Genomic DNA, 25289 nt, shown 5'->3' on the forward strand with positions numbered 1-25289 from the left:
TGAGCCCCTTGCGGGGCAAATTTCCTGGAACCCGCCATGACCGCCACTGCGCCCTGCCACACCATCACCCTGGAGACCGGCCCCTTCGTCACGGACGGCACGACCTCGATCCTGGAGGCGGCGCTGGCCCAGAACGTGCCTGTGCCCTTTTCCTGTCAGCGCGGGGCCTGCGGCTCATGCCGCGCCGTGGTCATGGATGGCAGCTATGAACGCATGGCGCCGCCCGCGGACGGCGGCTACCAGACGGCCAGCGACGAACTGCTGATGTGCCAGTGCCGTGCCGCCAGCGACCTGACGCTGCGCTTCCCGCATTGGCGCGCCCCCGAAGAACCCAGTCCGCCGCGCCGCGCCCGCGTCGCGTCGCGCCTGCCGCTGGCCCCCGACGTCACCCAGCTCATCGTCGAAATGCAGGGCGAGGACGACTACGGCTACCTGCCCGGCCAACATGCCCGACTGATCCTGGACGGCGGCGCCCGCCGCAACTTCTCGATTGCGAATACGCCCGGCGCGGCGGGGCCTGCCCGGCTGGAGTTCCACATCCGCCGCATGCCTGGCGGCGCCTTCACCGATGGCATCCTGCCCTGTCTCCAGCCCGGCGACATGCTGACCCTGGACGGCGCGCAGGGCGGCTGCACCTGGCCAGCGGAGGTGCCCGCCGGCATCGACCATCTGGTGCTGCTGGCCACCGGCACGGGCTATGCGGGGGTGGCTCCCATCCTCATGGCAGCGCTGCAAAGCCGCGCGCTGGAGACGGTGACCTTGTACTGGGGCGGACGCACGCCGGACGATTGCTACGCTGGGCAGATGCTGGACGCCTTGCAGGGCAAGGGCGACGGGTTCCAATGGCATGCAGTGCTGTCCCAGGCCGATAGCGCAGATGGCCAGCCCCGACGCCACGTGCAGGACGCCGCCATCGCGGCGGACCACGAGTGGTCACGCAGCCTGGTCTACGCCTGCGGCAATCCGGCAATGGTGCAGGCAGCCCACGACCGGCTGCTGGCGGTCGGCCTGCCCGCCGACCGCTACCGGTCCGAGGCCTTCCACCCCGCAGCGGGAGACACGGCCGGCGTCGCGCCGCAGCGCGAGGCGCATCCTTGGGAACGCCTCAGTCCGCGCTACACGCTGGCAGGCATCCTGGACGCGCGCCGGAGATCCATGCAGGCGGTGGCGGAAATCGCCGCGCTGATGCGCCCCGGCATGACCACGCGCGAGGCCATCGCCGTGGCGGACGAGCACTTGCGCCGGATGGGTGCATCCAACAACTGGCACCCGACCTATGTGCGCTTCGGCCCGGATACGCAGTCCCCGCCCATCCAGCGCACCGACTATGACCGCAAGCTGCAGGAACATGACATCTTCGTGCTGGACATCGGCCCGGTGTGGGACGGCCACGAGGGCGACTATGGCGACACCTTCGTGCTGGGCGCCGATGCAGACCGCCTGCGCTGCGCCGAAGCCGCGCGCGAGGTCTTCCGGCGCGCCCGCCTGGCGTGGCTGGAAGGCCTGACGGGCGCCGCCCTGTACGACCGCGCCTCGGAATATGCGCGCGAGCTGGGCTGCGAACTGGTGCGCGAGATTCCCGGGCACCGGGTATCGGATTTTCCGCATGCGCTGTACGGCAAACATCTGCTGGCGCAGGCGGACTTCGTACCCGCCGACGGCATCTGGGTACTGGAGATCCAGGTGCGGGATGCAGAGCGGCCGATGGGCGCGTTCTACGAGGACGTGTTGCTGCGCTAGCGCGGCGGGCGCGAAGCCCGCGCCTTACCCCCGCTGGCTCAATGCCCGGCTGATCCGGTGCTTCGACACGGTGGTCTTCGGCACATGGAACGGGAACCAGCTGCGCACGTCCTCGTCCAGCCCGATGCCGTGCATGTAGTTGTAGATGGCCTTCTTCAGCGCACGGCCGAGCGCATCGTGATCCACGCCGGTAGGGTCATGGAAGCCGATGTCGTTCTTGGCGAAGGTGATCGGCGGCAGGGGCTTGAGGGTAACGCCGTATTCCTCGGGGTTCTGTCCAACCGGTGAATGCACCGTACAGGCGAACCGGTGGAAAAAGCCGCTCTGGATGCAGCCGTTGTCGAACAGTTGCCGCACGTACTCCAGCGCGTCCACGGTGTCCTGCACGGTCTGCGTGGGAAAGCCGTACATCAGGTAGGCATGCACCAGGATGCCGGCGTCCGTGAAGGCGCGCGTGACCCGTGCCACCTGGTCGACCGAGACGCCCTTCTTCATCAGGTTCAGCAGGCGGTCCGAGGCGACCTCAAGGCCGCCCGACACCGCAATGCAGCCGCTGTCGGCCAGCAGTTCGCAAAGCTCGGGGCTGAAGGTCTTTTCGAAACGGATGTTGCCCCACCACGAAATACCGGTATCGCGCGCGATCAGTTCGGTCGCAAGCGCCTTGAGCGACTTGGGCGGCGCGGCCTCGTCGACAAAGTGGAAACCGGTCTGCCCGGTTTCGCGCACGATGGCCTCGATGCGGTCGGCCAGCACCGCGGCGGACGCGCCTTCGTAGCGGCCGATGTAGTCCAGGCTGACGTCGCAGAAGCTGCATTTCTTCCAATAACAGCCATGCGCCACGGTCAGCTTGTTCCAGCGCCCGTCGCTCCACAGCCGGTTCATGGGATTCAGCATGTCCAGCAGCGACAGGTAGCGGTCCAGCGGCAGCCCATCCCAGGTGGGCGTGCCCACCTCGGCGAAAGCGATGTCGGGTTCGACCATGTTGACGTAGCGCACCGCGCCCGTGTCCGCGTCGCGCAGGAAGGTGCGCACCAGGCGCTGGCGCGAGCGCTTGCCCTGCAGGTGCTCCAGGAGCGACAGCAAGGGACGCTCGCCCGCGTCCAGGGTCACGTAGTCGAAATAATCGAAGACCCGCGGGTCTTTCAGTTCGCGCAGTTCGGTATTGACGAAGCCGCCGCCCAGCACGGTGACGATGCCGGGATCGTGCGCCTTGATGGTCTGGGCGATGCGGAAGGCGGCATAGACTGCGCCAGGGAACGGCACGGACAGGAGCACCACGGTGGGTGTGTGGCGGGCCAGCGCTTCTGAAGTCAGGCTGCGCAGCATGTCATCCACCAGCGTGGGCGGCGCCGCCAGCGCCTGGGCCAGCGGGTCGAACGTGGGCTGGCTGCCCGCCAGCGATTCGGCGTAGCGCACGAACTCGAAACGCGGATCCACCGCGTCGCGCAGCACGTCGGCCAGGTCGTTCAGGTACAGGGTCGCCAGATGCTTGGCACGGTCATGCAGGCCCAGGGCGCCGAAGGCCCAGCCCAGCGGATCGCCGCCGTCTTCGTCCAGATACACGTCCAGCGAACTGAAGCGCGGCCCCTCGGGCAGGAAATGGCGGCCGACGATGCGGTGCGCCAACGTCGAATCGCGGCCCTGCAGGAAGGCGATCACAGGCCCGATGGTCGCCAGGTAGCGCGCCTGCTGCGCCACGAAGGACTGGACCGCGGGGCTGTGCTTGTCCGCCGGCAAGGCGGCGACGCGTTCCGCCACGGCGCGCAGGCCGTCGGCCGACAGCAGGCGCAGCACCAGGGCCAACGCCAGGTCTTCCTGGAACGAGGTCACGTCGCGCGACCGCAGAAAGCCGGTGAGGTAGGCGGTGGACGGATACGGAGTATTGAGCTGCGTCATCGGCGGAATGACCGACAGCACGCGTAGAGGCAAAGAGGACATGAAACACGGCAAGATTGCCGTCGAAGCGGGGATCGGGGCCATTATAGGCAGCGCGGCGGAACCGGACCCGGCTGTCAGGGAACGACCGCCGGGTTGCGCCGGACGCAGGCGTCAAAGATCGCCGAGCACGCGGGGATCGAATTGCCAGCGGTGGCTGCCATTCACGCTGCACACCGCCGTCGTCTTCTTGTCGCGCTTCGGACCGATCTCCCGGAGCTTCAATTCGCCATTGCATACCGGGCACTGGCCGCCAATTTCGGTGTAGAAAACCTCGCCGGCGCGATTGGCCTCCAGGTTGCACATCATTAAAACCCGCGAATAACGCTTGCGTTTCAGATCACGCCCCGTCTCCAGGCTGACGAGGCTCAGGAAAATCAGGATGAACCACCACGCCGACATCCCCCAGGCATAGACGCCCAGGGCGGTGAGCGCCAAGCCTGCCGCGCCGGCTGCCAACAGCCAAACCACCCTGACGGGCTTGCCGCGCAGCCGCAGGGGCACAATGTGGTAGCGCTGGAATGCTTCGGCCCAGCCGCCGCGAGAGGCCACGGCAGTTGGCGCACTGGCGGCGGGCTGCGGGCTCGTCGCAGCGGGCGGCGTCTCATCCGCCCCAAAACTGCCGGTGTCCGATGCGAAGATGCTCTTGCTGGGCATGTTGCCCAGCACTCTTGCGCATTCGTCGCATACGCTGTTCTTGCCCTTGTGGGCGGCTCCGCATCTAGAGCAATGCACGCTATCCCCTCGACTGGAAACTTTAATCCGGCACCATTATTACCATTATTCTTGGGTTCCCGCCGCAACCCGTCCCGCCTGACGTCATTTCATGCGCAACCGATCAGACCCATTTGCCCCGCCCCCGAAACAACGGAACGTCCGCCTCAATTCGTTGCTCTGGATCCTGGAACCGCTGGAGCGCGATGCCGGCTACCTGCGCCGCAAGATGTTCGGCTGCGACGCGGCCTACCTGGACGGCCTGTTGTACCTGGTCGCCGCCGATCGCGAGGATCCCTGGAGCGGCCTGCTCGTCTGCACCTCGCAGGAGCGCCACGAGGCGCTGTTGGCGGAGTTCCCCGCCCTGCGCCCGCACCCCGTGCTGGGGAAATGGCTGTACCTGCCCCAGACCGACGAGGACATCGAGACAATCGCGGCGCGGTTGGCGCAGCTTGCGCTGGCGCGTGATTCGCGGATGGGGGTGGCGCCCAGGCCGCGGACGCGACGCAGCCGAATTAAGCTGGCCAACATATAAATGGCAAGAACGTGGAAATATCGCCAGCAAAAAAACGCAACCCTAATGAACAGCAAATAGTAAATTCAGGCATCGTTGACTAGCCCGACCACTCAATACGGAGACAGGACGTGATTTATCAGTGCAGCTGCTGCAATAAAACCTCATTCGAAACGGCATGCCCTTGGTGCACACCCGCTTCTGCAGCTGACCCAGAACTGCAATCTCCCGATGCCCAACAAGTTCCGCTTGATCCGTCCTTCTATCCCGAGTTCCAGTACCAATCAAAAGGCTTTCTAAAAGATCTCCTGGGAAAGAAAAAGGAACAAGCCCAGCTCAATGAGCTTCTTCGAAGTGTGCTTAGAAAGTACTCCGAACTCAGAAAACCGTACTTCGCAAACTTCTTTCATACCGTCCACCACCAAACGAGTGAGACGGACGATGCCGCCATGCCAGGCGCTCGACCGAACGGCTCCTACTCCAATCGTGAACTATTTCGAGAAGTGTTGATACGCAAGGGCTTCACCGAGTTGGAGGAACTGCCGCACTTGCTCGAAAAACTACTGCGCACAACCGGGTTCAATTCCTCATATCTAGGATTTTCCAATGAGATCTCAAGACACATTGAAGAATCGCTACTTGGTAGCCTAAGGTCATGGATTGAAGAGGCAGGAACTACTTTTCGAGAAGATCTCAGCCTTTTCTTCTACTTTCTGTGGGACAACGATATTCGATATTCCGAGCTTCAGTTTGTGGAGCAGGCAGCGTCGTCTTTCGGTACACCACTCTTGCCATGGAATACCCTTCAGTCTTGGCTGCAAGCCTGCGAGCAGCTTCACTTCGACATCCTCGTGCAACGCTTGGCCACGAAGTTGGAGCATTTCGACCCCAACAGGTTTGTGACGATGTACCACGTTGACTCTATGGGTGGATACGATTTCGAAAAATTCCTCGCAGAAGTATTCCAGACTGCCGGCTATGAAGTAGAAGAAACCAGGCTTAGCGGCGATCAGGGTGCTGATCTGTTCGTGCGCCGATTTGGAAAGAAGATTGTCATTCAAGCGAAGAACTATTCTGGGAGCGTGGGCAATGCCGCTGTCCAAGAAGCCATTTCTGCCAAGAGCTTTTTCGACTGCGACGAAGCTATGGTCGTTACGAACTCGTACTTCACAAAATCAGCAGTGGAGCTGGCAGAGGCCACATCAGTTCGCCTGATTGGCCGTCGCGAATTACAGGGTTATCTTGATGAGTACAACCAACGAATAATCGAGCAATTCCGTTTGGATGAGACGGAAGACCAACAGGGAGATGGATTCGCATTCACCGCAGGAACCCTCACCCGAGAGTAGTGACTCTCCTTAATCTGACGCTCAATGTTGCCATTGCAACCGATTGACTTCATGGTGGTCGGCACTGCCTGAGGCCGCACTCAAGCAACGCTTCATGCTGGTTGAACCGTGCGGCCGCCAATATCGATGGCCCAGTTTCTTGGGCGGGAAAAAATCCTGCCCGAAACTCAGCAGCTCACGGCACCCGCCAGCTCCACCCTATTCCCGCCCAGCGCCTTGGCCTGATACAGCGCCCGGTCGGCCGCGGCCAGCGCGTCGGCCAAGGGCGGAACCTTGTCCTCGAATTGCGCCAACCCGACGCTGACCGTGGCCGGTATGCCCAGACTGTCGTCCCGACCGGACACCGTTACGGAAAAGCGTTGCGCCACGGCCGCGCCCAGCACCGTTGCGCGGCGCGCGTCGGGACCGGCCAAAAGGGCGGCGAACTCTTCGCCACCGATGCGCGCAAGCAACACGTCGTCGCCCAACACGCAACGCGCGCTGTCGGCGAAAAATTTCAACACCTGATCGCCCGTCTGATGGCCGTACCTGTCGTTGATGGCCTTGAACTGGTCCAGATCGAAGGCCAGCACCGCAACCGGCCCGCGCCCTGCTCCACCCTCGATGATGCGTGCGCCCTGCTCGAAGAACCAGCGGCGGTTGCCCAGGCGGGTCAGATAGTCCGTCTGCGACTCTCGCAACAGCTGCCCGTGGGTCTCTTCGCGGATCAGCTTGAGCAGCGTCATCGGCAGCACGATGGAATACAGCACGCCTTCGTACATGGTAAGGGTGCTGGCGGTCAGGTGTATGGCCGGCCCGTGCTCCGCCACCCACCAGGGCAGGATGAAGGCGCGCGCGGCGTAGACCAGTGCGTGGAGGGTTACCGCCGCCGTTGCAATGCGCAGCGGCGTCAACGACCTGAGCGACTGGCACCGCAGCAGTTCCCAAGCGGTCACGCCGCTGACCAACGCGATCGGGAATGCGCTGATGTACTTCCAGACGAGATCCTCCCACTGTGCGCCGGCCGCCAGCCAGATCAGCGCCATGACGACCAGCAAGCCGATGGAAGCGCCCCGATGGCGCCTGCCGCTCAACGAGGCCGCGCCGTTCATGATGAGGAGATAGCCGCTGAGGACGATGAGATTGGCGACGGCCGAGCCCAACGGGCTGGGAAGCCTCGCGCGAAACAGCGCGACAGTGCAGCCCACGGCCAGCGTGGCGAAGCCCGCCGCCAGGATGCGCAATGATCCGCTGCGGCTGGGGTGGGTCCGATGCTCCCAGAACGTCAGGCCTGCACTGGCGAGCAGCGTTCCAATGATGATGAAGTAAAGGGTGAGGAGATCGACGTACATCTTCAACGCGTGAATATCGCGCCGCGGCAATCGCCGCAGCCAGCAAGGATTCTACGTGGGAAATGCGTCATGGAAACATAGCGTAACCCCTGTCACAACTTGGTTGCGCGTCATGCAACACCGGACCGCGCAGCCGTCTCTTCAAACGAAAGAATCCCGTGCAAGTGGCAAATTTGCCACTCATCTACAATCCGTGGCGGTGCCGGTTGCCAACTGCAATCGGGCAGTAGCTCACAGGTAGTAATGACGCGCGCGAAGACACCCGCTTCCAAGAAGAGAAGTCCCCCAAGCAGATCCAAGGCCCGGGCCGGTTCCCGATCCAGCGGCCGCTTCCCCCGATTCCTGAAGGCCCTGCTGTTCTCGTCGCTGGCGAGTTTCGGCGCGGCGACCTATATGCTGAATCCGCAGTGGCGGATCCCGGCGCCGGTGCAGGAAGTCATCACGCGCCTGGGATGGCCGCAGCAGCGCCAGACCGCGGCGCCCGCGGCGGTGCCGACCGCAGCGCGGACAGGGGCGCCTGTTCAAACAATGTTTGCCGAATGCCGGCAGTTCTTTCCGCATTCGCGCCCGCCGGAAGTCCCGGGCGGCCAGAAGCTGCGGGAGGTGTGCTTCTCGGCCTTCGCCATCCTGCACGACGGGCAGACCAAGACGCCGGTGTTCGTGGCGGAACGCCTGAATCGCCAGATGCTGACCCAGGCCCAGGGGCAGCGCCGCACCGACAAGTTCTACGCCGAAGCGCGGCTGCCGCGCGCCGAACGGGCCGAGCTGGACGACTACCGCGGCTCCGGTTATTCGCGCGGCCACATGGCGCCGGCGGGCGACATGTCCACGCCCGAAGCCATGGCGCAGAGCTTCTCGCTGGCCAACATGGTGCCGCAGGATCAGATACACAACGGCGGCGCCTGGAGCAGCATCGAGCAGGACACGCGCAAGTACGTGATGCGCGCCGCCGGCGACGTCTACGTCTTCACCGGTCCCGTCTATGCCGACAAGCCCAAGACCATAGGCGCGGGCGTGGCCGTGCCCACATACATCTACAAGGTCGTGTATGACGCGACCACCGGGCGCTCGTGGGTGCATTGGCAGGCCAACGCCGCCAGCACCAAGGCCGGGCCGCCGATCAGTTACGAGGAATTCGTCAAGCGCACGGGCATCCGGGTGCTGCCGGCAGGCAGCTGATGCGCGGACTGACGGGCCCGCTCATAGTTTGGACTCGTAGAACTCGACTTCGATGCGGTCCGCGCTCAGATAGCCGCAAAGATTGGCCGGAAAGCGGGCTCGGCTGCACGCGGTGTAGGCGTTTCCGTACAGCACCGCGGTCTGCAGGAAATTGCGGCTGAGCGCCGTGCTGTCGGAGTGGATGGAGCGCGTGAGTTCGGCTTGCAGCTGCTCGCTCGCCGCGCGCATCGGCCGCAGGATTTCTGATTCGAACTTGCGGGCTACCGTTGCTTCGGCTTCGCTCGCCGGCACGCTGGAATGCTGGGGATCATAAGCGTCCAGCAGCTCGTTCGGAGCGCGGCGCGCGCAATAGAACGCCTGATAGTACGAGCCCGTCGCAGGCCGTTTGAGGCGAGCTTGGGCCAGGTAGACCAAGGAAGGCACGGGGGAACTCCAGGAGATCAAGGTGCTGGTCGTGCCCGGCTTCACCGTGCTCACGTACGCGGGCAGGCAGGCGCCCAGTGGCTCACGCCTGGACCGCAGATCCGCCAGCCTTGCGGCGGCGTAGCGGTCTCCATAGCGCAGCACGTCCTCGTAATTGCCACTGAGATGGCTGCCTATGATTACCCCTTGCACCACCCAGACGCAGTAGCCCTCGACGGTCAGCCCGTCCTGGCAATACGTCGCCAGCGCGCGCTTCATGCTGGGTCCCATCGCCTGGAACCCCAAGTCCAGGGCAGCCGAATATGCCTTGAATAAGGCTTCGCTTCTCCCGTCACCCAAGCCCAGCGGGGCGCCGAGGGTCGAAGAGGCCAGCACGGCCGCCGCCACCGAAGCAAACAATGCCATATCACTTCTCCAGTTGGGTGGCCGACAGCCGGCTGCGGTCGCGCGCGCTCAGCACCGTATCGGGATAGCGGTACGCCCAACGTCCGTCCTTGCATTGATAGACCCGCCCGCCATAGACGACGGTCGAACCTTCGCTGTAGTAGTTCAGATGCGCGGCATCCGAGGGGCGGGTGAAATACTCGCAGGCCTGGCCGGCGTAATCGAGCCCAGGATCCTTGGCGGCGGTTTTGGATGAAGGGGACGGATCCGGCGCGCCGGCGGGGGCATTGCGCGGCTTGTCGCGGCTGGCGGTGTTGTTGCCCCAGGGATTCAGGGCGGGATCGGTGCTGTAGCGCTCCTTGATCCGGTCGCGGTTGCGCAGGTAGTCGGCTTCCTGCTGTTTCGCCCGGGCCCTGGCCGCCGCGTTCTGCGCATCTTCATATTGCTGCCGCAGCCGGTCCTGCGTCTCCTGGTTCAGCAGCGCATCATCCTGCTGGCTGGAGTCTCGCAGGTAATCGCTCAGGGCGCGTTGCGCCGCATCGATGGCGGCGTCGGCATTGCCGCGCGAGGAAGTCGAGGAACGCGACTTCCCGGTGGCCTCAATGGCCTGCCCCGGTCCCGCGAACGCCGCGTGGCCGATGCCGGCCGACACGATGGCCGCCATAAGGCGGACCGCAAGCGTGGCCATAGGAAAGCTCCCCGAGGATGATCGCGCAAACGCCGCCGCCTCCAGGGACTGGCCGTGCAGATGGCCGGCCCGCGTGCGGTGTATCCATGATAGATCGCGCCATTGCCGCGGGAATCAGCCAAAAGGAGGAATCCTCCCCTACCCCCGCCGCGCCGCCTCAATGGCCGCGATATCGATCTTGCCCATCGTCATCATCGCATCGAACGCGCGCTTGGCTGTGGCGGGATCGGGGTCCGAGATCGCTTCGATCAGCACGCGCGGCGTGATCTGCCACGACAGGCCCCACTTGTCCCGGCACCAGCCGCATTCGCTGGCCTGGCCGCCGTTGCCGATGATGGCGTCCCAGAGGCGGTCGGTCTCGGCCTGGTCTTCGGTCGAAATCTGGAAGGAAAAGGCCTCGCTGTGCTTGAAGGCCGGGCCGCCGTTCAGGCCCACGCAGGGTATGCCCGCGACCGTGAACTCGACGGTCAGCACATCGCCCTGCTTGCCCGAAGGATAGTCCCCCGGCGCGCGCAGGATCTTGCGCACGGCGCTGTCCGGAAAGGTCCGGGCGTAGAACTGCGCGGCTTCCAGGGCATCCTGGTCGTACCAGAGGCAGACGGTATTTTTGCTGGCCATGCTTGCACTCCTTTCAGTAGCAAGCGCACCGACGGATCTGCTGCGCTATCCGGCCTCGAGCTGGCCGGTTCCGATGAAGAAGCGTCGGCGCGTCGCCGACGGCGTCTCGCCAAACAGAGCGCGATAACGTGTCAGCGCGTAGTTGGAATAGGGATAGCCTTGACGCTCGAAAATGTCCGCAATGGACCACTCTTCCGCGGCAGCGCTGGCCAACGCCGCATGGACCGCATGCAGCTGCCGCAGATGCATATACTGTATCGGGCTCAGGCCGAAGCAGTGGCGAAAGAACGTCCTCAAGGATCTTTCGCCGACCTTCAGTCCATCGTAGCGAGTGGCGCCGCTCATGTCTGCATCCATCGCCCGAAAATGACTCAAGGTGGCATTGCACAAGTCGTGCAGGGAAATGCCAGGCCTGCCGCTGGCGGCCGGCTGCGGCTGGCGGGAAAACACCAGGGAGGCTATCGCCCGCTCGATGCTCAGGCGCCCCGCCTCGCCAGCCATGCAGGATCCGTCCGCGGACAGAGCAGCCTGCTGCAAGGCCACGATGCGCGAAGGCGTCGCCGTCAACACCTTGGTCGAGCGGGTCCAATAGCGCAAGACCTGGCCGACCTCTCCATCAGCCTGGAACATCGGCGACGATAGAGGTACCGCAATGGTCACCCAACTGTTGGGACCATCCGCGCGAAAGACAAAACCCTGTCCGGGAGCAAGCACAGCCACCTTGTCCGGACCCAACTCGGCGCCATTGAGCCAGGCAGAACCCGGACCCGCATCGGAGATCAGAAACATGAGGTGCGTAGTCGCCACTGCGGCTTCGCACAGATTCGGGACTGTCTCGATGCCGCGTTGGACGGTAATCCCGCCGACATTCGCATGCCCGAGCCGCCATCCGCCGTCCCGGGGTCCCAGAAGACGCACTTTCAGGTCTACGTCAACCACTGCGGCTTCGTACTCTTCGAACGATCCGAACTGCAGCAACTCCATCGGAACCCTCGTAAATTTCTGACGATTTATTGCCGAAATTAGCATGGACTTGTGATCGAGTCACTAGTGAAAATGGCGTCTCCCGCAAGTGGGTTGGCAGTTCCCTCCAGGAGCGTAAGAATGAAGCACGGTGTCGCAATTCTGTCGTTTTTGTGCCTGAGTCTTGCGACGGGCGCCCCGCCCGCCTTAAGCGCCTCGCCGGCATCGGGCACAAAAACCGCACCGACTCTGCCAGCGCCAGACGTCGTCATGCACCCCGAGTACGCCAAAGCCATCGGCCGCTTTGCCTATGTCTGGGGCTGGCCCATGGTGAACATGCTGAACCGCAACGACCGTATCACCAAGGCGCCTCGTCCCGGCCTGTTGGGCGGGATTCTGCCCGCCGCGCCACGCGGCCAGGTAGGCATGCTGCACAACTACATCGCCCCCGAAGAAACATTCGTCACCTGCCCGAATCAGGACGTAGTCTATGGCCTGGGGTTCTTCTCGCTGGATGAAGAGCCCGTGATCGCCCAGGTTCCAGACTTCGGCGACCGCTTCTGGGTCTATGCGCTCTATGACCAGCGCACCAACCAGTTTGGCGAACTGGGCAAGCCCTACAAGACCAAGCCAGGCTTCTATCTGCTGGTCGGCCCCAACTGGAAAGGCAAGCGGCCCGCCGGCGTGCAGGGCGTCATCCGCAGCCCGACCGCGCTGGCCAACGCCATTCCGCGCATTTTCATGGACGACACGGAGCAGGACCGCAAGGCTATCCAGGCCAAGATAAACCAGGTGGTGTTCTATCCGTTGAAGGACTTCGACGGCAAGATGAAGACCATAGACTGGAAGACCACGCCCGACATTCCGAACCCCCAAGCGGACAGCGCCAGCTCGGGAGAAACACGTTGGGTAGTCCCCGAGACATTCTTTGACCAGTTCGGCAAGGTGCTGGAGATGGTCCCGCCGCTGCCGGGCGAAGAAGCCATGTACGCCCAGTTCCGCTCCGTGCTCGCCGCAGCGGCACGTGACCCAGCGATCAAGGAAGCGCTGCTCCAGGCAGCCAAGGAGACCGAGGAACAGGTAATCGCGCCCTTCTTCCAGTGGAAACACAACGGCCGCCCCGCCGGCAACAACTGGAACCGGTCCACCAACAACGCCCAAACCGGCCTGGATTACTTCAACCGCACGGGCACGGCCAAATCGAACATGTTCGACAATCGCCCCACCGAAACGCAGTACTTCTATACGGACTTCGATGCGGCCGGCGCGCAGCTCGACGGCAACCAGCGCTATGAAATCACCTTTGCCAAGGACCAGTTGCCGCCCGTCAAGGGCTTCTGGTCGCTGACCCTCTACAACAAGCTGCATCTCTTCAGTCCGAACGAACTCAATCGCTATTCGCTGGGCACCAAGAACAAAAATCTCGCGCGTAATGCGGACGGGTCGCTGACGCTCTACGTCGGACCGACCTCTCCGGGCAAAGACAAGGAAGCGAACTGGCTACCCTCGCCAAAAGAACCGTTGTCGCTCTACATACGCGCGTACTGGGGCCAGCAAGCCATACTCGACGGCAGCTGGAAGCCGCCGCAAGTCAAGAAAGTGGATTGATCTTCCGGACCGGCAGAGTGCCGGTCCGCAGCGTCAGTTCCACCTCGCCATGGCATGCGCGAAAGCGTTGCCGCGCCCGTTACCAGGAGTCCATTCATGTGCGCCCAACCTCGATTCAAACTGCTTGTGGCTGTGCTGGTTGCCGCCTTTTCCGCAGGCGCAAGCGCCGCGCCGGAACAAGCCGCCATCTCGCCACTCGTCAGGCAAATCAACAATGGCAACTGGCTCGATCAAAAGGAGGCCGAAGGCCTGCGCGACGAGCTCTACTACCAGCGCGCCATCCACGCCTATATGACCATGCTGCCCGCGCTCAACGTCATCGGCATGCGCGATGGCTCCGAGAAGACGTTCGGCGCCGGCTACAACGTGCTGCCGATTTGGAAGGAGCGCATGGACGCCAAGACCATGGTGCCCACGCCCAATGCCGACGTCATCTACTCGATGAGCTACCTGGATCTGAAGAAGACCGGTCCGCTGGTCGTCAAAGCGCCGCCCAACGTCATCGGCATGTTCACGGACTTCTTCCAGCGGACCATCACCGACGTGGGCGCCATCGGCCCGGACCGCGCGCGCGGCGGCCTGTACCTGCTGCTGCCGCCCGACTATGACGGCCACATTCCCAGCAGCTACTTCGCCTTCAAGTCGCCGACCTACAACGTGTTCCTGTTCTTCCGCACGGTCATGGCGAAGGGTGACGGCAAGCCCGATCCGGGCCCTGCCGTCAAAGCGGCTGAAACCACCCGCGTCTATCCGCTATGGGCCGAAGAAAAGAACATCAAACCCATGGAGTTTCCGGACGCCAGCGGCAAGCGCGTGGACATGATGTATCCGGTGGACCGCCAGTTCTGGCAGAAGCTCAAGGACTTCGTCGATTATGAGCCCGTCTCGGCCATCGATCCCGAATTGCGAGGCGTGCTGGCGTCCATCGGCATCATCAAGGGCAAGCCCTTCGAGCCCACGCAACGTCAGCAGGACATGCTGCAGAAGGCCGTTGAAACGGCACCCAGGATGATATTGGCAATGCGCCAGCTAGGCCGGGAAGACGGACGCAACCTCTACTACAAGGACCGGCAGTGGGAACGGGCCTGGGCGGGCGGCACGGCCGAGTGGATGCAAGAGAGCTATCTGGATGTAAACCAGCGCGCCGGCTTCTTCCAGTACGCTTATTCGTCGGCGCCGGCAATGGTCATGCGCACGACGGGCGCGGGCTCGAAGTATCCCTACACGGCCAGGGATGCGGCGGGGAACTTTATGAACGGTTCAAATACCTACAAGCTGCGGCTGCCGGCAAACGCGCCAGCAGCCTTGTTCTGGGCAGTCACGGCCTACAACGTGACCGACGGCACCATGCCGGAAACGAAGCAGCTCATGCCGTCCACCAACGGCTACTACAACATCCCCAAGCAAGCGGACGGTTCGCAGGAAATCTGGTTCGGGCCGCAGAAGCCCGACGGCATCGCCGACGCCGCCTTCATCCAGACCATACCCGGCCGCGACTTCCTGATCGCGCTGCGGCTGTACGGAGCCGAAGACGCCTTCTACGACCAGACTTGGAAGCCGGACGACGTCGTCAAGGTGAAGTAGGCGTGCATCCGCGCCAACAAAGGCGGGGGGCCGGCATCGGCCTCCCGCCCCCGTCGCTAGGGCGTCACGATGTTGAACCAGAACGGGAAGTCATCCAGCGCGCCAAAGACCTCGGCAAGCTTGGCCTGATCGCCGCTGACCTTGACATCGCCTTTGGCCATGGCGTCCTTCAGCGTGGTCTGCTTCAGCATGATGTTGTTGAGGGTGTCGCGGGTCAGGGACACGCTGGCGCTGGGGTCCTTGGCCTGCCTGCCCTCGGAATGGTTGAGCACGCTGTTGGCCATCTCCAGCATGTACTTCTGCTTCGTGTCGGTGAAGTCCACGTTCAGCACCACGTGCTTGCCCTCGGTCTTCTCGCGATTCAGGCGCACCGCGAAATAGTCGAACAGCATGTCCAGCGTCATGGCGCGCACGGTATCCGGGCTGGCCGTATCCGGCACGGGCAGCTTCTGCACGCCTTCGCGCAGTTCCTTGGCGCCGGTCAGGTAGAAGTTGCGCCATGGGCCGCTTTCGGCCTGGTAGCCCAGTTGCTCCAGCGCATCGGCCTGCAGGTTGCGCGCGTCCTGGTTCTTCGGATCCGCGAACACCGCGTAGTTGACGACTTCGGCGACCCAACGGTAGTCGCCCTTGGCGTAGTACTCGCGCGCCTTCTTCACCACGGCATCCACGCCGCCCATCATGTCGACGTAGCGCTTGGCGCCCTCTTCGATGGGCAGGGTGTGCAAAGTGGCGGGGTTGCCGTTGAACCAGCCCAGATAAAGTACGTAAGTCGCGCGGACGTTGTGATTGACGGAGCCGTAATAGCCCCGGTTGGAGAACTTGGTGGCGATCGACTTCGGCAGCTTGACCTGTTCGGCGATCTCTTCCTTGTTGAGGCCCATGTTGGCCAGGCGCAAGGTCTCGTCGTTGATGTAGCGGTACATGTCACGCTGCAGGCTCAGCTGTTCGCGCACCTCCTTGTTGTTCCAGACCGGCCAGTGGTGCATGGCGTACATCACTTCGACATCGTCGCCCCACAGGTTCAGGGCCTCGTTCAGGTACTTCGACCAGGCCAGCGGATCGCGGATCTTGGCGCCGCGCAAGGAATAGGTGTTGTGCAGCGTGTGGGTGGAGTCCTCGGCCGTGTTGAGCGCCTTCTTTTCCCTGATGTAGTACAGCATCTCGGCAGGCGCTTCGCTGCCGGGCGCGTACAGGAATTCATAGGTCAGGCCGTCGATGGTGCGCTTTTCGCCGGTCTTTTCGATGATGTCGGTGGGCGGAATCAGCGTGACCGTGCCCGCCGAGGTCGTCGTGCCCAGGCCCGCGCCCACCTGGCCCGTCGCGCTGGGCGGCAGCAGGTTCCCGTACATGTAGCTGGCGCGGCGGCTCATGGCCGTGCCGGCCATCACGTTTTCGGCCACGGCGTGTTCCAGGAATCCCAGCGGGGCATAGATCTTGACCTTGCCCGCCTTCACCTCGGCCTCGTCGACCACGCCGCGCACGCCGCCGTAGTGGTCCACGTGGCTATGGGTGTAGATGACGGCCACGACAGGCTTCTTGGGACGGTGCTGATAGTAGAGGTCCAGCGCGGCCTTGGCCGTTTCGGTGGAGATCAGCGGATCCATGATCGTCAGGCCTTCCTTGCCTTCGACGATGGTCATGTTCGACAGGTCCTGATTGCGGACCTGGTAGATCCCGTCCATCACCTGGAACAGGCCCGAAATATTGATCAGTTGCGCCTGGCGCCACAGACTGGGATTGACGGTGTCGGGCGCATCCGAGCCTTCCTTGATGAAGCCGTACTTGTCCGAATCCCAGACCAGGTTGCCCTCGGCGCCCTTGATCATGCCGGCGGGCAGCGGTGCGATGAAGCCTTTATGGGCCAATTCGAAGGCGGTCTTGTCCGAGAACGGCAATTCCTTCAGAAGGGCCGCGTTGGCCTCCTTGGTGGAGGCCTCGGCGGGCTTGGGTCCATTAGCCGCCCATGCCGGCGCTGCAAGCGCGAACGCCAGGGCCGTCAATGCGGCTGGCGCCGAGCAACGACGGCGCCTGGACGGCAGGCGTTGCTGTGCATGGAAATCGGTCGCGCGGCGAAGCAGCTTCATGATCACTTTCTCCAGACGGGTAGAGGACAAACCGCCCTGAATATGGCGGTCCGGCAAGCAACTGAGTCAGGCGAATGCAGAGGACAAGATCAAACTTGCAGGGGACGAAGCGTGAGGCCAACGCGCCGGAGGAGAAAGGAATCAGCCCGGATGAGCGATCGCATGCGACGGGGTGTTGGCTGTATCGAACAAAGCCTACACATTTTTCCTTCTAAATCAATCGTGGATTGCAATTAATCACGTTTCGCATTGCGAACGGCGGCGCCTCCATTTATCTTTGTCAGACTGAACGCGGTCGATACCCACCCCAGGCATGGCATATTGCATGGAGCTTCGATGAGCCCCCGGTCTAGCCACGCAGGCATGCGCAAGCGCAAAATCGGCCTGCTTGCGGTACTGGTCGCCCTGGCCGTGCTGAGCGTTGCCGTCGGCTTTTCCAACGCCATGTACTCGAGCTACCAGGTACAGAAGGCGCAGATCATCAAGAACGCGCTGGCCGCCAACCACGCGCGCGCGGAAAAACTGGCCGAGGTCATCGACGTCTATGTCGCCGCGTTGCACCGCCAGGCCCGGAGCGCCGCCGACCGGCTTCCGGGGTCCCTGGGCAAGCCCCAAGCGCTGCAGGATGAGTTGCAGCGCCTGGCCGGCCAGATCGATTCGCTGCACGCGGTCATGCTGGCCGACGCCGAGGGCCGTATCGTCGCCCGTTCCCCCATGGGGCAGCTCGCGGATGCCAAGGTCCTGCGTCTTGCCGACCTGGGCGTAAGCGCCCAGGGCCCAGCGTCCTGGGTGACGACAATACCCGGGGCGCAAGCCGCGGTGCTTACCGTGGCCGAACCCGTGGAAGACGCGGCCGGCGCGCCCCTGGCCTACCTGGCCATCGCCATCACGCTGGACGCCGGCAGCGGCATGGACCGCATCATCGGCGACCGCGACGAAATCGCCGGCATGTCGGTGTTCCTGGTCGGCAGCAACGGCGACGTGCTGTACCGCAGGCATGCCCCTGCCGGGACGTTCGATCTGGCCAGCCTGGAGCCTGCACGGCACGGCGGCGCCGCCCTTTATCCGAAGGCGGACGGCGGCGCCGTATTGATCGGCTACGCGCCTTTGGCCAAGGGCAATTGGGCCGTGGTGGCTCAACGTTCGCTGGATCAGGTGCTGTCGCCGCTGCGCGAATTGCTCGGGGATGCCCTGCGCTCGGCCATCCCGGCCATCGTGCTCACGCTGTTGCTGGTATGCGGCCTGGCCTATGCCATCGCCTCGCCGCTGTCGCGTCTGACGCGCGCCATGAGCGCGGGCAAATCGCCTGGCGTGGACCTCGGGCGGCTCAACGCATGGTATGCCGAAGCCGACACCTTGCGCGACGCGGTGGAGCTGACGCTCAACCAGCATCAGGACGAGGTGGGTCGCCTGAATACCCAGGCGCTGACGGATCCCATGACCGGACTATTGAACCGCCGCGCCATGACCGACGTGCTGGACGCCTACGCGGCCGATGGCGCATCCGTGGCCGTCATCGCCATGGATCTGGACCACTTCAAGCGCATCAATGACAGCTTCGGCCACATGACGGGCGACAAAGTGCTGATCGCACTGGCCGAGGTAATCCGCGCCGGCCTGCGCGACCAGGATCGCGCCTTCAGGGTGGGCGGAGAAGAGTTCATCGCCCTGTTGCCTACCGGCTCGGCCGAAAAGGCGTGCGAGATCGCCGAACGCCTGCGCACCGCCGTAGCCCGACGCCTTATGCCGGACAGCGTAGGCCGTGTAACCGTGTCGATCGGCGTCGCGCTCTGGCCGCAGGACGGGGAATCCGCCGCCGACGTCATACGGCGGGCGGACGAAGCGCTCTACGAATCCAAGCAGCTAGGCCGCAACCGCGTGACGCTATGGCGCGACCGCGCCGCCACCGAACAGTCCCCTCCGAACAAGCGCAATTGAACACACGGTGACCAAATGAACTATTCCCTCTTGCTGGCGGGTTTGGCTGTCCTGTTCTTCGCGCTGCTGCTGCTTGCCATGAGAATCGGAAGACGGCTCGGACATGGCGCGGACGACAAAAGCGGCGCGGGGACCGCCGCCATCGAGGCGTCCGTGTTCGCGCTGCTGGGCCTGCTGGTGGCCTTCACGTTTTCGGGCGCGGCCCAGCGCATGGCCGAGCGCCGCGACCTGCTGGTCCAGGAGGTCAATGCCATCGGGACGGCGTGGCTGCGCATCGACATGCTCGATGCCGCCGACCAGCCCAAGCTGCGCGAGCAGTTCCGCCGCTATGTCGACAGCCGTATCGAGTATTACAGCCACGTCGCCGCGCTGGATCAACGCGAAGCGATTGCGGCCCGCGTGGGGGCCCTGCAGAAAGAAATCTGGACCACCTCCATGAGCGCGGCGCGCCATGCCGTGCCGCCCTTTGCCGCGTCGTATGTGGGCGCAGTCAACGACATGTTCGACGTGTCCACCGCGCAGACCGTGGCGCAGAAGGTTCACCCGCCCGTTGCGACCTATGCCTTTCTGGTCTTTCTGGCCCTGGTCTGCGCCTGCCTCATCGGATCGAAACTGGCCTTGTCCCAACGCGACAGCCTGCTGCATCAACTGGTCTATGCCGTGGTCATGACCGCTGCGATATACATCATCGTGGACTTCGAGTTTCCACGCATAGGCACGATTCGGATCGACCAGAGCGATGCGCTGCTGGCCGCCCAGCGGCAGGCCATGGTTGACCCGCCTGCCGCGGCCAAGTAGATTCGCTGACGCCGCAAGGCCGGCTGCTGTTGGACACGCATTCATTCCGGAGATGACATGCCCCCGCCCGTGATGATGGTGATACGGCGTTCAGGCTGGTTGCTCGCGCTGCTTAGCAGCGCAAGCTTTGCTCCTGCCATGGCCCAGGGCCTGCGGCTAAGCCAGGACGACCTGCAAAAGCGCGCCAACGGGGTGCTCGCGATCATGTCGTTCTCCATCGTGCCCGACATCACGACCAGTTCCCTGAACATAGGCGGAGGCAGCGGATCGGTCTCGGGATCCAGCGAATTCGCCATGACGCAGCTGGGCGGCGGCGACACCATCTCCAAGTCGGTCCCGATCTACCTGGAAGGCGTGCTGGCGGCCAGCCGCTACGACCCGACATTTGTCGCCACGCAGGGCGCGGAAACCCGCAAGATCCCCACCAAATGGAACAGTTTTTCGGCTACCGGCGGCATAGGCTGGGACTTCAAGCTGACCGACGAACTGAAGCTGCGACCCATTTTCAATTTCGCGCTGGGCAACGTCACCAGCGATTTGCGCGCCGCCAGCTGGTATGTGGGACAGCAGACCGGAAAGGACATCAGCTTCCTGGACAAGGGTTCACTCAACGCCTATGGCCTGGGCGGCTCGCTGATGCTGGACTATGAGCATTACCGCCCCGGCTACGAGGTCGACGTGGAGCTGCGCTATTCCGACATGCGGCTGCAGAGCTTCAACAGCTCGGCGGCCGTCGAGGGCCATGCCACGGCGCAGTCGGCCAATCTGTGGGCGCGCTACCGCGCCCCCACGGGCATTGTGATGCTGCAGCGGCCGCTGCGCTACGTGCTGGAGCTGACCCATTCGGAGTTCCTGGGCGACCAGCGCGGCATCCTGGGATTCGACCGGCTGACCTCCGTGGGCGCCGGCCTGGAGCTGGATTCCAGCGCCTATGACGTGATCATCACCCGCACCCGGCTGGTGGGCCGCTATGTGTTCGGCACCAATGTGTCGGGCTTCTCCGTCGGGCTGGCAGTGAGCTTCTGAACCGGCCGCCGGCGGAATTGCGCCGGATTTGTTACTCCCCCCTCTCCGCCCGGCGATGCCAGACTGTTTCCAGGCCGCCGAGCAGCCAGTCTGCGCGCAGACCCTTGCGCCAGGGCCTCGGCCCGCGATAAGGAGGTAGGAAATCATGACTGCATCAAGCAATGGCGCCCCCATGCGCACGCCCCCGGTCGTCTCGCCCCAGGACTGGGAAACCGCCCGCCAGCAGCTGCTGGTCAAGGAAAAAGCCCACACCCGCGCCCGCGATGCGCTGGCCGCCGAACGCCGGCGCATGCCCTGGACGCCAGTGACCAAGGCCTATGCGTTCGAAGGCCCGTCGGGCATGCTCGCCCTGCCCGACCTGTTCGACGGCCGCCGCCAACTGATCGTCTACCGCGCCTTCTTCGAGCCGGGCGTGTATGGCTGGCCGGAGCACGCCTGCCGCGGCTGCTCCATGGTGGCCGACCAGGTCGCGCATCTGGCGCACCTGAACGCCCGCGACACCACGCTGGTCTTCGTGTCCCGGGCGCCGCAGGCGGACATTGCGCGGCTGAAAGCGCAGATGGATTGGAAGATGCCCTGGTACACGCTGACCGATGGCTTCGATACCGACTTCGGCGTGGACGAGTGGCATGGCACCAATGTGTTCTACCGCGACGGAGACCGCATCTTCCGCACCTATTTCCTCAACAACCGCGGCGACGAGCAGATGGGCGGCACCTGGAACTACCTGGACATCACGCCGCTGGGCCGCCAGGAAGTCTGGGAGGATTCTCCCGAAGGCTATCCGCAGACCCCGACCTACAAGTGGTGGAACTGGCACGACAGCTATGTGCCGGACGCGCCGCCGGACAGAAAATGGGTCGAGATTTCCGATGCGGGCGAGGCCGCATTCCGGGCGCAGAGCGCAGCCGCCAAACGGTGAGCGGGCGGGCGGCTGGCCGGGCGCGGCCGCTTGCCGTATTCATTGGTAATTAAAATAACCAATAGATACACAAGCTCAAACAACAGCAATTATCGGGGTCCGATGACCGTGCTAATTTATGCGCCCGCCGACCTTCGGCCCGGGCGCATCCCCAGCGTCCCCGTCAGGCGGCCGTTGCCGGGCCGCTGCGCCCTCCTACCCCTATTTGACGAGAACCCATGCACAAGAACCTCGAGAGCGACACGATCATCGCCCAGGGAAAAAAGCGGATGTCCGGCTTGTTGCTTGCGGCAGGCCTGGCGCTTGCGGCAACCGCGCCAGCCATGGCCGTACCGCCGATCAAGGCGCACGGCGCGCCCGCCGCTACGCCTGCCGCGGCCTCGCCCTCGGGTTCGGTGCAGAAGACCGACATCCAGAACCAGGCCGCCTATGAGCGCCTGATGAACAACAGCGGCATCACCCTGCAATGGCTGTGGTCGGCGCAACGCGGCCACCTGACCGCCACGGATGAGAACGACGTGGTGCGCATCGAGGGCACGCAGGCCAACCACGAAGGCACGCTGAAGATCAAGGGCGATATCGTCTCCATCGCCAGCGACCGCTTTATCTTCCGCGGCACGATCCTGATCCTGGACGCGCCGGACAAGGGCCGCCGCTGCGAACGCAACGGCGAGTTCGAGTTCCGCGCGACCGGCAAGCGCAAGTACTGGCGCCTGCAGCAGATGGAAGCCTGCGGCGGGCTGACGGACTACGTGGACGTGTACTACTGAGCCCAGCCTGCAAGAAGGCTATGCTTGCGCATCGATGCCGGCGGCCTCCTCATGCCGCAGTCCGCCGGCGCCACGGCGCGCGGCATATCTCTGAGGAGGTTTACATGATCACCGAAGTGGACAAGAAGCACCTGGCGCGCTGCGTCGAGCTGGCGAAACAGGCGCTGGAAGCGGGCGACGAACCCTTCGGCTCGGTGCTGGTTTCACCCGACGGCGTGGTCCTGTTCGAAGACCACAACCATGTCTCCAGCGGCGACCGCACGCGGCATCCGGAATTCGAGATCGCGCGCTGGGCCGCCAGCAATCTGCCGCCGGCCGAGCGCTCGGCCTGCACCGTCTACACCTCGGGCGAGCACTGCTCCATGTGCGCCTCCGCGCATGGCTGGGTGGGCCTGGGCCGGATCGTCTATGCCAGTTCTTCTGCCCAGTACCGGGAATGGCTGCGGGAATGGGGCGTCGCCCCCACGACCAAGGTGCGGCCGCTGGCCATTGCCGAAGTCGTGGACGGCATACCGGTGGAAGGTCCCGTGCCGGAGTTCGCCGAACAAATCAAACTGCTGCACCAGGAAAGAATGCGCCGCCGCGGCTAGGCGGCGCCCTGCCCGGTTCGCCGTTACCGCCCGTCTCAATCGTCAGCAGCAATCCGCAGTATTCTCGCTGCACCGCACTATGAACAGGACTCCCGCATGCCCTCTGCCCTGACCAAATGGCTCACCAGCATCGCGTTCGGCCTGCTAGTCGCCTGGGCCAGCGGCGGCGTCGTCAATCCGGTCATGCAGCAGGCGCTCGGGCTGGCGGACTTGACTGGGCTTGCCTATATGGCGGCGCTGGACAGAATGCTGATCACGACGGGCGTCGTGTCGCTGCTGATAGGCGTGGCGCTAGTCGCAGCGCTGGTCCGCATTCCAAATTTTCGCCGCCTGATCGGCTGGGGCTGCGCCATGCTCGGCCTGGCCGTCCTGCTGAACCTGCTCGGCGCCGTGCTTGCAATGGAACCCGGAATCTTCAATCCGGCCACCGGCGGCAAGCAGGCGGCCAACGACGCCTATACGGCGCTGTTTTTCTGGGCGCTGATTTTCGGCCTGCCTTATCTGGCCGGCGGGCTGGCGCTGACCATAGGTGGCTGGGTCCTGATCCGCAAGAATCCCGGCCCGGGCGCGGCCAGGCCGGCATGACACGGCCGCCGTGCGCCCTTAAAGTGTGAAATTAACCGGAGCTTCGCAAGCTCCCATCTCCCTGTTTTTTCTGGCCCTACTCGCTCCATGTCCAACCTCATCGTCCACGGCGGCACCCCTTTGCGCGGCCGCGTCATCCCTTCGGCCAACAAGAACGCGGTCCTGCCTGTGCTGTGCGCCACCCTGCTGACGGACCAGCCGCTGCGGCTGCACGGCGTGCCCGACATCACGGACGTGCGCAAGATCCTGGACATCTTCCGCACGCTGGGCAGCGAGGTGCGGCTGGACGAGTCCACCCGCACCCTGGACCTGCATCACCGCGACACCGCCTTCGACGCCGCCCGCCACCGGCTGCCCGAGGAAATGCGCTCTTCCATCATGCTGGTGCCGCCGCTGCTGGCGCGCTTCGGGGTCGCGCGCCTGGAAGACAACGTCAAGGGCTGCACCCTGGGCGTGCGCGAGATCGATCCGCACGTGGACATCTTCCGCTCCTTCGGCGGCGAGGTGGAACGCGCCAGCGGCTCGCTGCTGGTCCGCAGCAGCGGCCCGTTGAAGCCGACCCACCACTGGCTGGACTACGCCTCGGTGACGACCACCGAGAACTTCGTGCTGTGCGCCGCCGCCGCGCAAGGCGAGTCGACGCTGACCAACGCCGCCTCCGAGCCGCACGTGCAGGAGTTCTGCCGCTTCATGGCGATGATGGGCGCGGACATCGACGGCATCGGCACCTCGCGGCTGACGGTGCGCGGCGGCGTCAGCCTGGGCGGCGGCGAATTCACCTTCGAGGAAGACTTCCACGAGATCACCACCTTTCTCGCGCTGGGCGCGATCACGGGCGGCGACGTGGTGGTGCGCAACAGCACGCCCGCGAACTTCCCGCTGATCGACCGCACCTTCGCCAAGTTCGGCGTGCAGATCGTGCACGAGAACGGCTGGTCGCGCGCGCTGCGCTCGGGCCCCTTGAAGGTACAGACGCCCTTCACCAGCAATGTGCTGACCAAGGTCGAAGCGGCGCCATGGCCCTATTTCCCGGTGGACCTGCTGCCCATCTTCATCGCGCTGGGCGTGTGCGCCGAGGGCAACGCCATGTTCTGGAACAAGGTCTACGACGGCGCGCTGGGCTGGACCGGTGAGCTGTCCAAGTTCGGCGCGCACGTGTTTTCGTCCGATCCGCACCGGCTGATCACGTTTGGCGGCCGGCCGCTGACGCCCGCGGTGGTCGAAAGCCCCTACATCATCCGCGTCGCCATCGCGCTCTTCATGATCGCCAGCAGCATCGACGGCCGCTCGGAAATCCGCAACGCCACGCCGATCCGCCGCGCGCATCCCCGCTTCGTCGAAAACCTGCGCAGCCTCGGCGTGCAGGTGGAATGGACCAGCGAGGAGTAAGCTTTCCAGATACGCACGCCACGGCGCGCATAACGGGAGCGGGCCGACCGGCTCCCGGCGCGGCGCGCCGCCCTCCTTAGGTCATGGCCTCTCACGCAGGAGGCGTACTCCATGCCGCGTCCGAACCCATAGGCGGCCAGGGCCTGCTTCGCAGGCC

General features: G+C 64.2%; 22 protein-coding genes. 14 read left to right on the plus strand and 8 right to left on the minus strand.

The annotated features are described in order from the left end of the window. Nucleotides 1-36 precede the first annotated feature (36 nt). The gene (locus tag AC1RHV_RS06065) at nt 37-1740 is read left to right on the plus strand and encodes an NAD(P)H dependent flavin oxidoreductase family protein (RefSeq protein ID WP_492300094.1); all 1704 of its coding nucleotides are present in this window, start codon (nt 37-39) and stop codon (nt 1738-1740) included. 24 nt (nt 1741-1764) lie between these two features. Here the strand turns inward: AC1RHV_RS06065 and AC1RHV_RS06070 are convergent, their stop codons facing one another. Continuing rightward, the gene (locus AC1RHV_RS06070; RefSeq protein WP_492300096.1) at nt 1765-3678 is read right to left on the minus strand and encodes a B12-binding domain-containing radical SAM protein; all 1914 of its coding nucleotides are present in this window, start codon (nt 3676-3678) and stop codon (nt 1765-1767) included. Nucleotides 3679-3789: 111 nt separating this feature from the next. Then, on the minus strand, nt 3790-4332 hold the full coding sequence (locus tag AC1RHV_RS06075; protein ID WP_175162290.1) for a hypothetical protein: 543 nt from the start codon (nt 4330-4332) through the stop codon (nt 3790-3792). A gap of 169 nt (nt 4333-4501) precedes the next feature. Between AC1RHV_RS06075 and AC1RHV_RS06080 the strand changes: the two genes are divergently transcribed. Beyond that, the gene (locus AC1RHV_RS06080) at nt 4502-4924 is read left to right on the plus strand and encodes a hypothetical protein (RefSeq protein ID WP_492300098.1); all 423 of its coding nucleotides are present in this window, start codon (nt 4502-4504) and stop codon (nt 4922-4924) included. Nucleotides 4925-5034: 110 nt separating this feature from the next. After that, nucleotides 5035-6252 (plus strand): restriction endonuclease, encoded by a 1218-nt coding sequence (locus AC1RHV_RS06085; RefSeq protein ID WP_313388410.1) that lies wholly within the window; start codon nt 5035-5037, stop codon nt 6250-6252. A 167-nt stretch (nt 6253-6419) separates the two neighbouring features. On the opposite strand, the gene AC1RHV_RS06090 is transcribed toward AC1RHV_RS06085, so the two are convergent. Continuing rightward, entirely contained in the window at nt 6420-7583 is a 1164-nt protein-coding gene (locus tag AC1RHV_RS06090; protein WP_313388409.1) for a GGDEF domain-containing protein, read from the minus strand. 243 nt (nt 7584-7826) lie between these two features. Here AC1RHV_RS06090 and AC1RHV_RS06095 point away from each other — a divergent pair, with 243 nt between their 5' ends. Continuing rightward, nucleotides 7827-8762, plus strand: coding sequence for a DNA/RNA non-specific endonuclease (locus tag AC1RHV_RS06095; RefSeq protein ID WP_082401132.1), 936 nt, complete (start codon nt 7827-7829; stop codon nt 8760-8762). A 21-nt stretch (nt 8763-8783) separates the two neighbouring features. Here the strand turns inward: AC1RHV_RS06095 and AC1RHV_RS06100 are convergent, their stop codons facing one another. The 4 genes from AC1RHV_RS06100 to AC1RHV_RS06115 form a co-directional block, all read right to left on the minus strand. Further along, entirely contained in the window at nt 8784-9590 is an 807-nt protein-coding gene (locus AC1RHV_RS06100) for a hypothetical protein (protein WP_192354868.1), read from the minus strand. Between the two features lies 1 nt (nt 9591). Continuing rightward, nucleotides 9592-10257 (minus strand): hypothetical protein, encoded by a 666-nt coding sequence (locus tag AC1RHV_RS06105; protein ID WP_306652771.1) that lies wholly within the window; start codon nt 10255-10257, stop codon nt 9592-9594. Between the two features lie 138 nt (nt 10258-10395). Beyond that, nucleotides 10396-10875, minus strand: a complete 480-nt coding sequence (locus tag AC1RHV_RS06110) for a VOC family protein (protein ID WP_175162280.1) — start codon at nt 10873-10875, stop codon at nt 10396-10398. Nucleotides 10876-10920: 45 nt separating this feature from the next. Further along, complete coding sequence (locus tag AC1RHV_RS06115; protein WP_313388408.1) at nt 10921-11859, minus strand: helix-turn-helix domain-containing protein; 939 nt, start codon at nt 11857-11859, stop codon at nt 10921-10923. Nucleotides 11860-12108: 249 nt separating this feature from the next. Here AC1RHV_RS06115 and AC1RHV_RS06120 point away from each other — a divergent pair, with 249 nt between their 5' ends. After that, complete coding sequence (locus AC1RHV_RS06120; RefSeq protein WP_313388407.1) at nt 12109-13446, plus strand: DUF1254 domain-containing protein; 1338 nt, start codon at nt 12109-12111, stop codon at nt 13444-13446. A gap of 96 nt (nt 13447-13542) precedes the next feature. Next, on the plus strand, nt 13543-15030 hold the full coding sequence (locus AC1RHV_RS06125; protein WP_313388406.1) for a DUF1254 domain-containing protein: 1488 nt from the start codon (nt 13543-13545) through the stop codon (nt 15028-15030). Nucleotides 15031-15086: 56 nt separating this feature from the next. On the opposite strand, the gene AC1RHV_RS06130 is transcribed toward AC1RHV_RS06125, so the two are convergent. Beyond that, nucleotides 15087-17114 (minus strand): alkyl/aryl-sulfatase, encoded by a 2028-nt coding sequence (locus tag AC1RHV_RS06130; RefSeq protein ID WP_492300102.1) that lies wholly within the window; start codon nt 17112-17114, stop codon nt 15087-15089. 363 nt (nt 17115-17477) lie between these two features. Here AC1RHV_RS06130 and AC1RHV_RS06135 point away from each other — a divergent pair, with 363 nt between their 5' ends. The 8 genes from AC1RHV_RS06135 to AC1RHV_RS06170 all read left to right on the plus strand — a co-directional run bounded on the left by AC1RHV_RS06135 (nt 17478) and on the right by AC1RHV_RS06170 (nt 25132). Then, nucleotides 17478-19052, plus strand: a complete 1575-nt coding sequence (locus tag AC1RHV_RS06135; protein WP_492300104.1) for a GGDEF domain-containing protein — start codon at nt 17478-17480, stop codon at nt 19050-19052. Nucleotides 19053-19067: 15 nt separating this feature from the next. Then, a complete protein-coding gene (locus AC1RHV_RS06140) occupies nt 19068-19850 on the plus strand; it encodes a bestrophin-like domain (RefSeq protein WP_054456266.1) in 783 nt (260 codons plus the stop codon). 57 nt (nt 19851-19907) lie between these two features. Next, entirely contained in the window at nt 19908-20876 is a 969-nt protein-coding gene (locus AC1RHV_RS06145) for a hypothetical protein (RefSeq protein WP_492300106.1), read from the plus strand. 172 nt (nt 20877-21048) lie between these two features. Further along, nucleotides 21049-21798: a DUF899 domain-containing protein gene (locus AC1RHV_RS06150; RefSeq protein WP_492300798.1), complete on the plus strand. Its 750-nt coding sequence runs from the start codon at nt 21049-21051 to the stop codon at nt 21796-21798. A gap of 218 nt (nt 21799-22016) precedes the next feature. Beyond that, nucleotides 22017-22568 carry a hypothetical protein gene (locus tag AC1RHV_RS06155; RefSeq protein WP_054456264.1) on the plus strand — a complete coding sequence of 184 codons (552 nt, stop codon included), beginning with the start codon at nt 22017-22019 and terminating at the stop codon, nt 22566-22568. A 104-nt stretch (nt 22569-22672) separates the two neighbouring features. Then, nucleotides 22673-23158 carry a nucleoside deaminase gene (locus AC1RHV_RS06160; protein ID WP_054456486.1) on the plus strand — a complete coding sequence of 162 codons (486 nt, stop codon included), beginning with the start codon at nt 22673-22675 and terminating at the stop codon, nt 23156-23158. Between the two features lie 96 nt (nt 23159-23254). Continuing rightward, nucleotides 23255-23743 carry a hypothetical protein gene (locus tag AC1RHV_RS06165; RefSeq protein ID WP_192352349.1) on the plus strand — a complete coding sequence of 163 codons (489 nt, stop codon included), beginning with the start codon at nt 23255-23257 and terminating at the stop codon, nt 23741-23743. A gap of 87 nt (nt 23744-23830) precedes the next feature. Next, complete coding sequence (locus tag AC1RHV_RS06170; RefSeq protein ID WP_054456262.1) at nt 23831-25132, plus strand: UDP-N-acetylglucosamine 1-carboxyvinyltransferase; 1302 nt, start codon at nt 23831-23833, stop codon at nt 25130-25132. Nucleotides 25133-25289 lie beyond the last annotated feature (157 nt).

Source organism: Achromobacter sp. GW823-FHT04E03 (assembly GCF_058796095.1).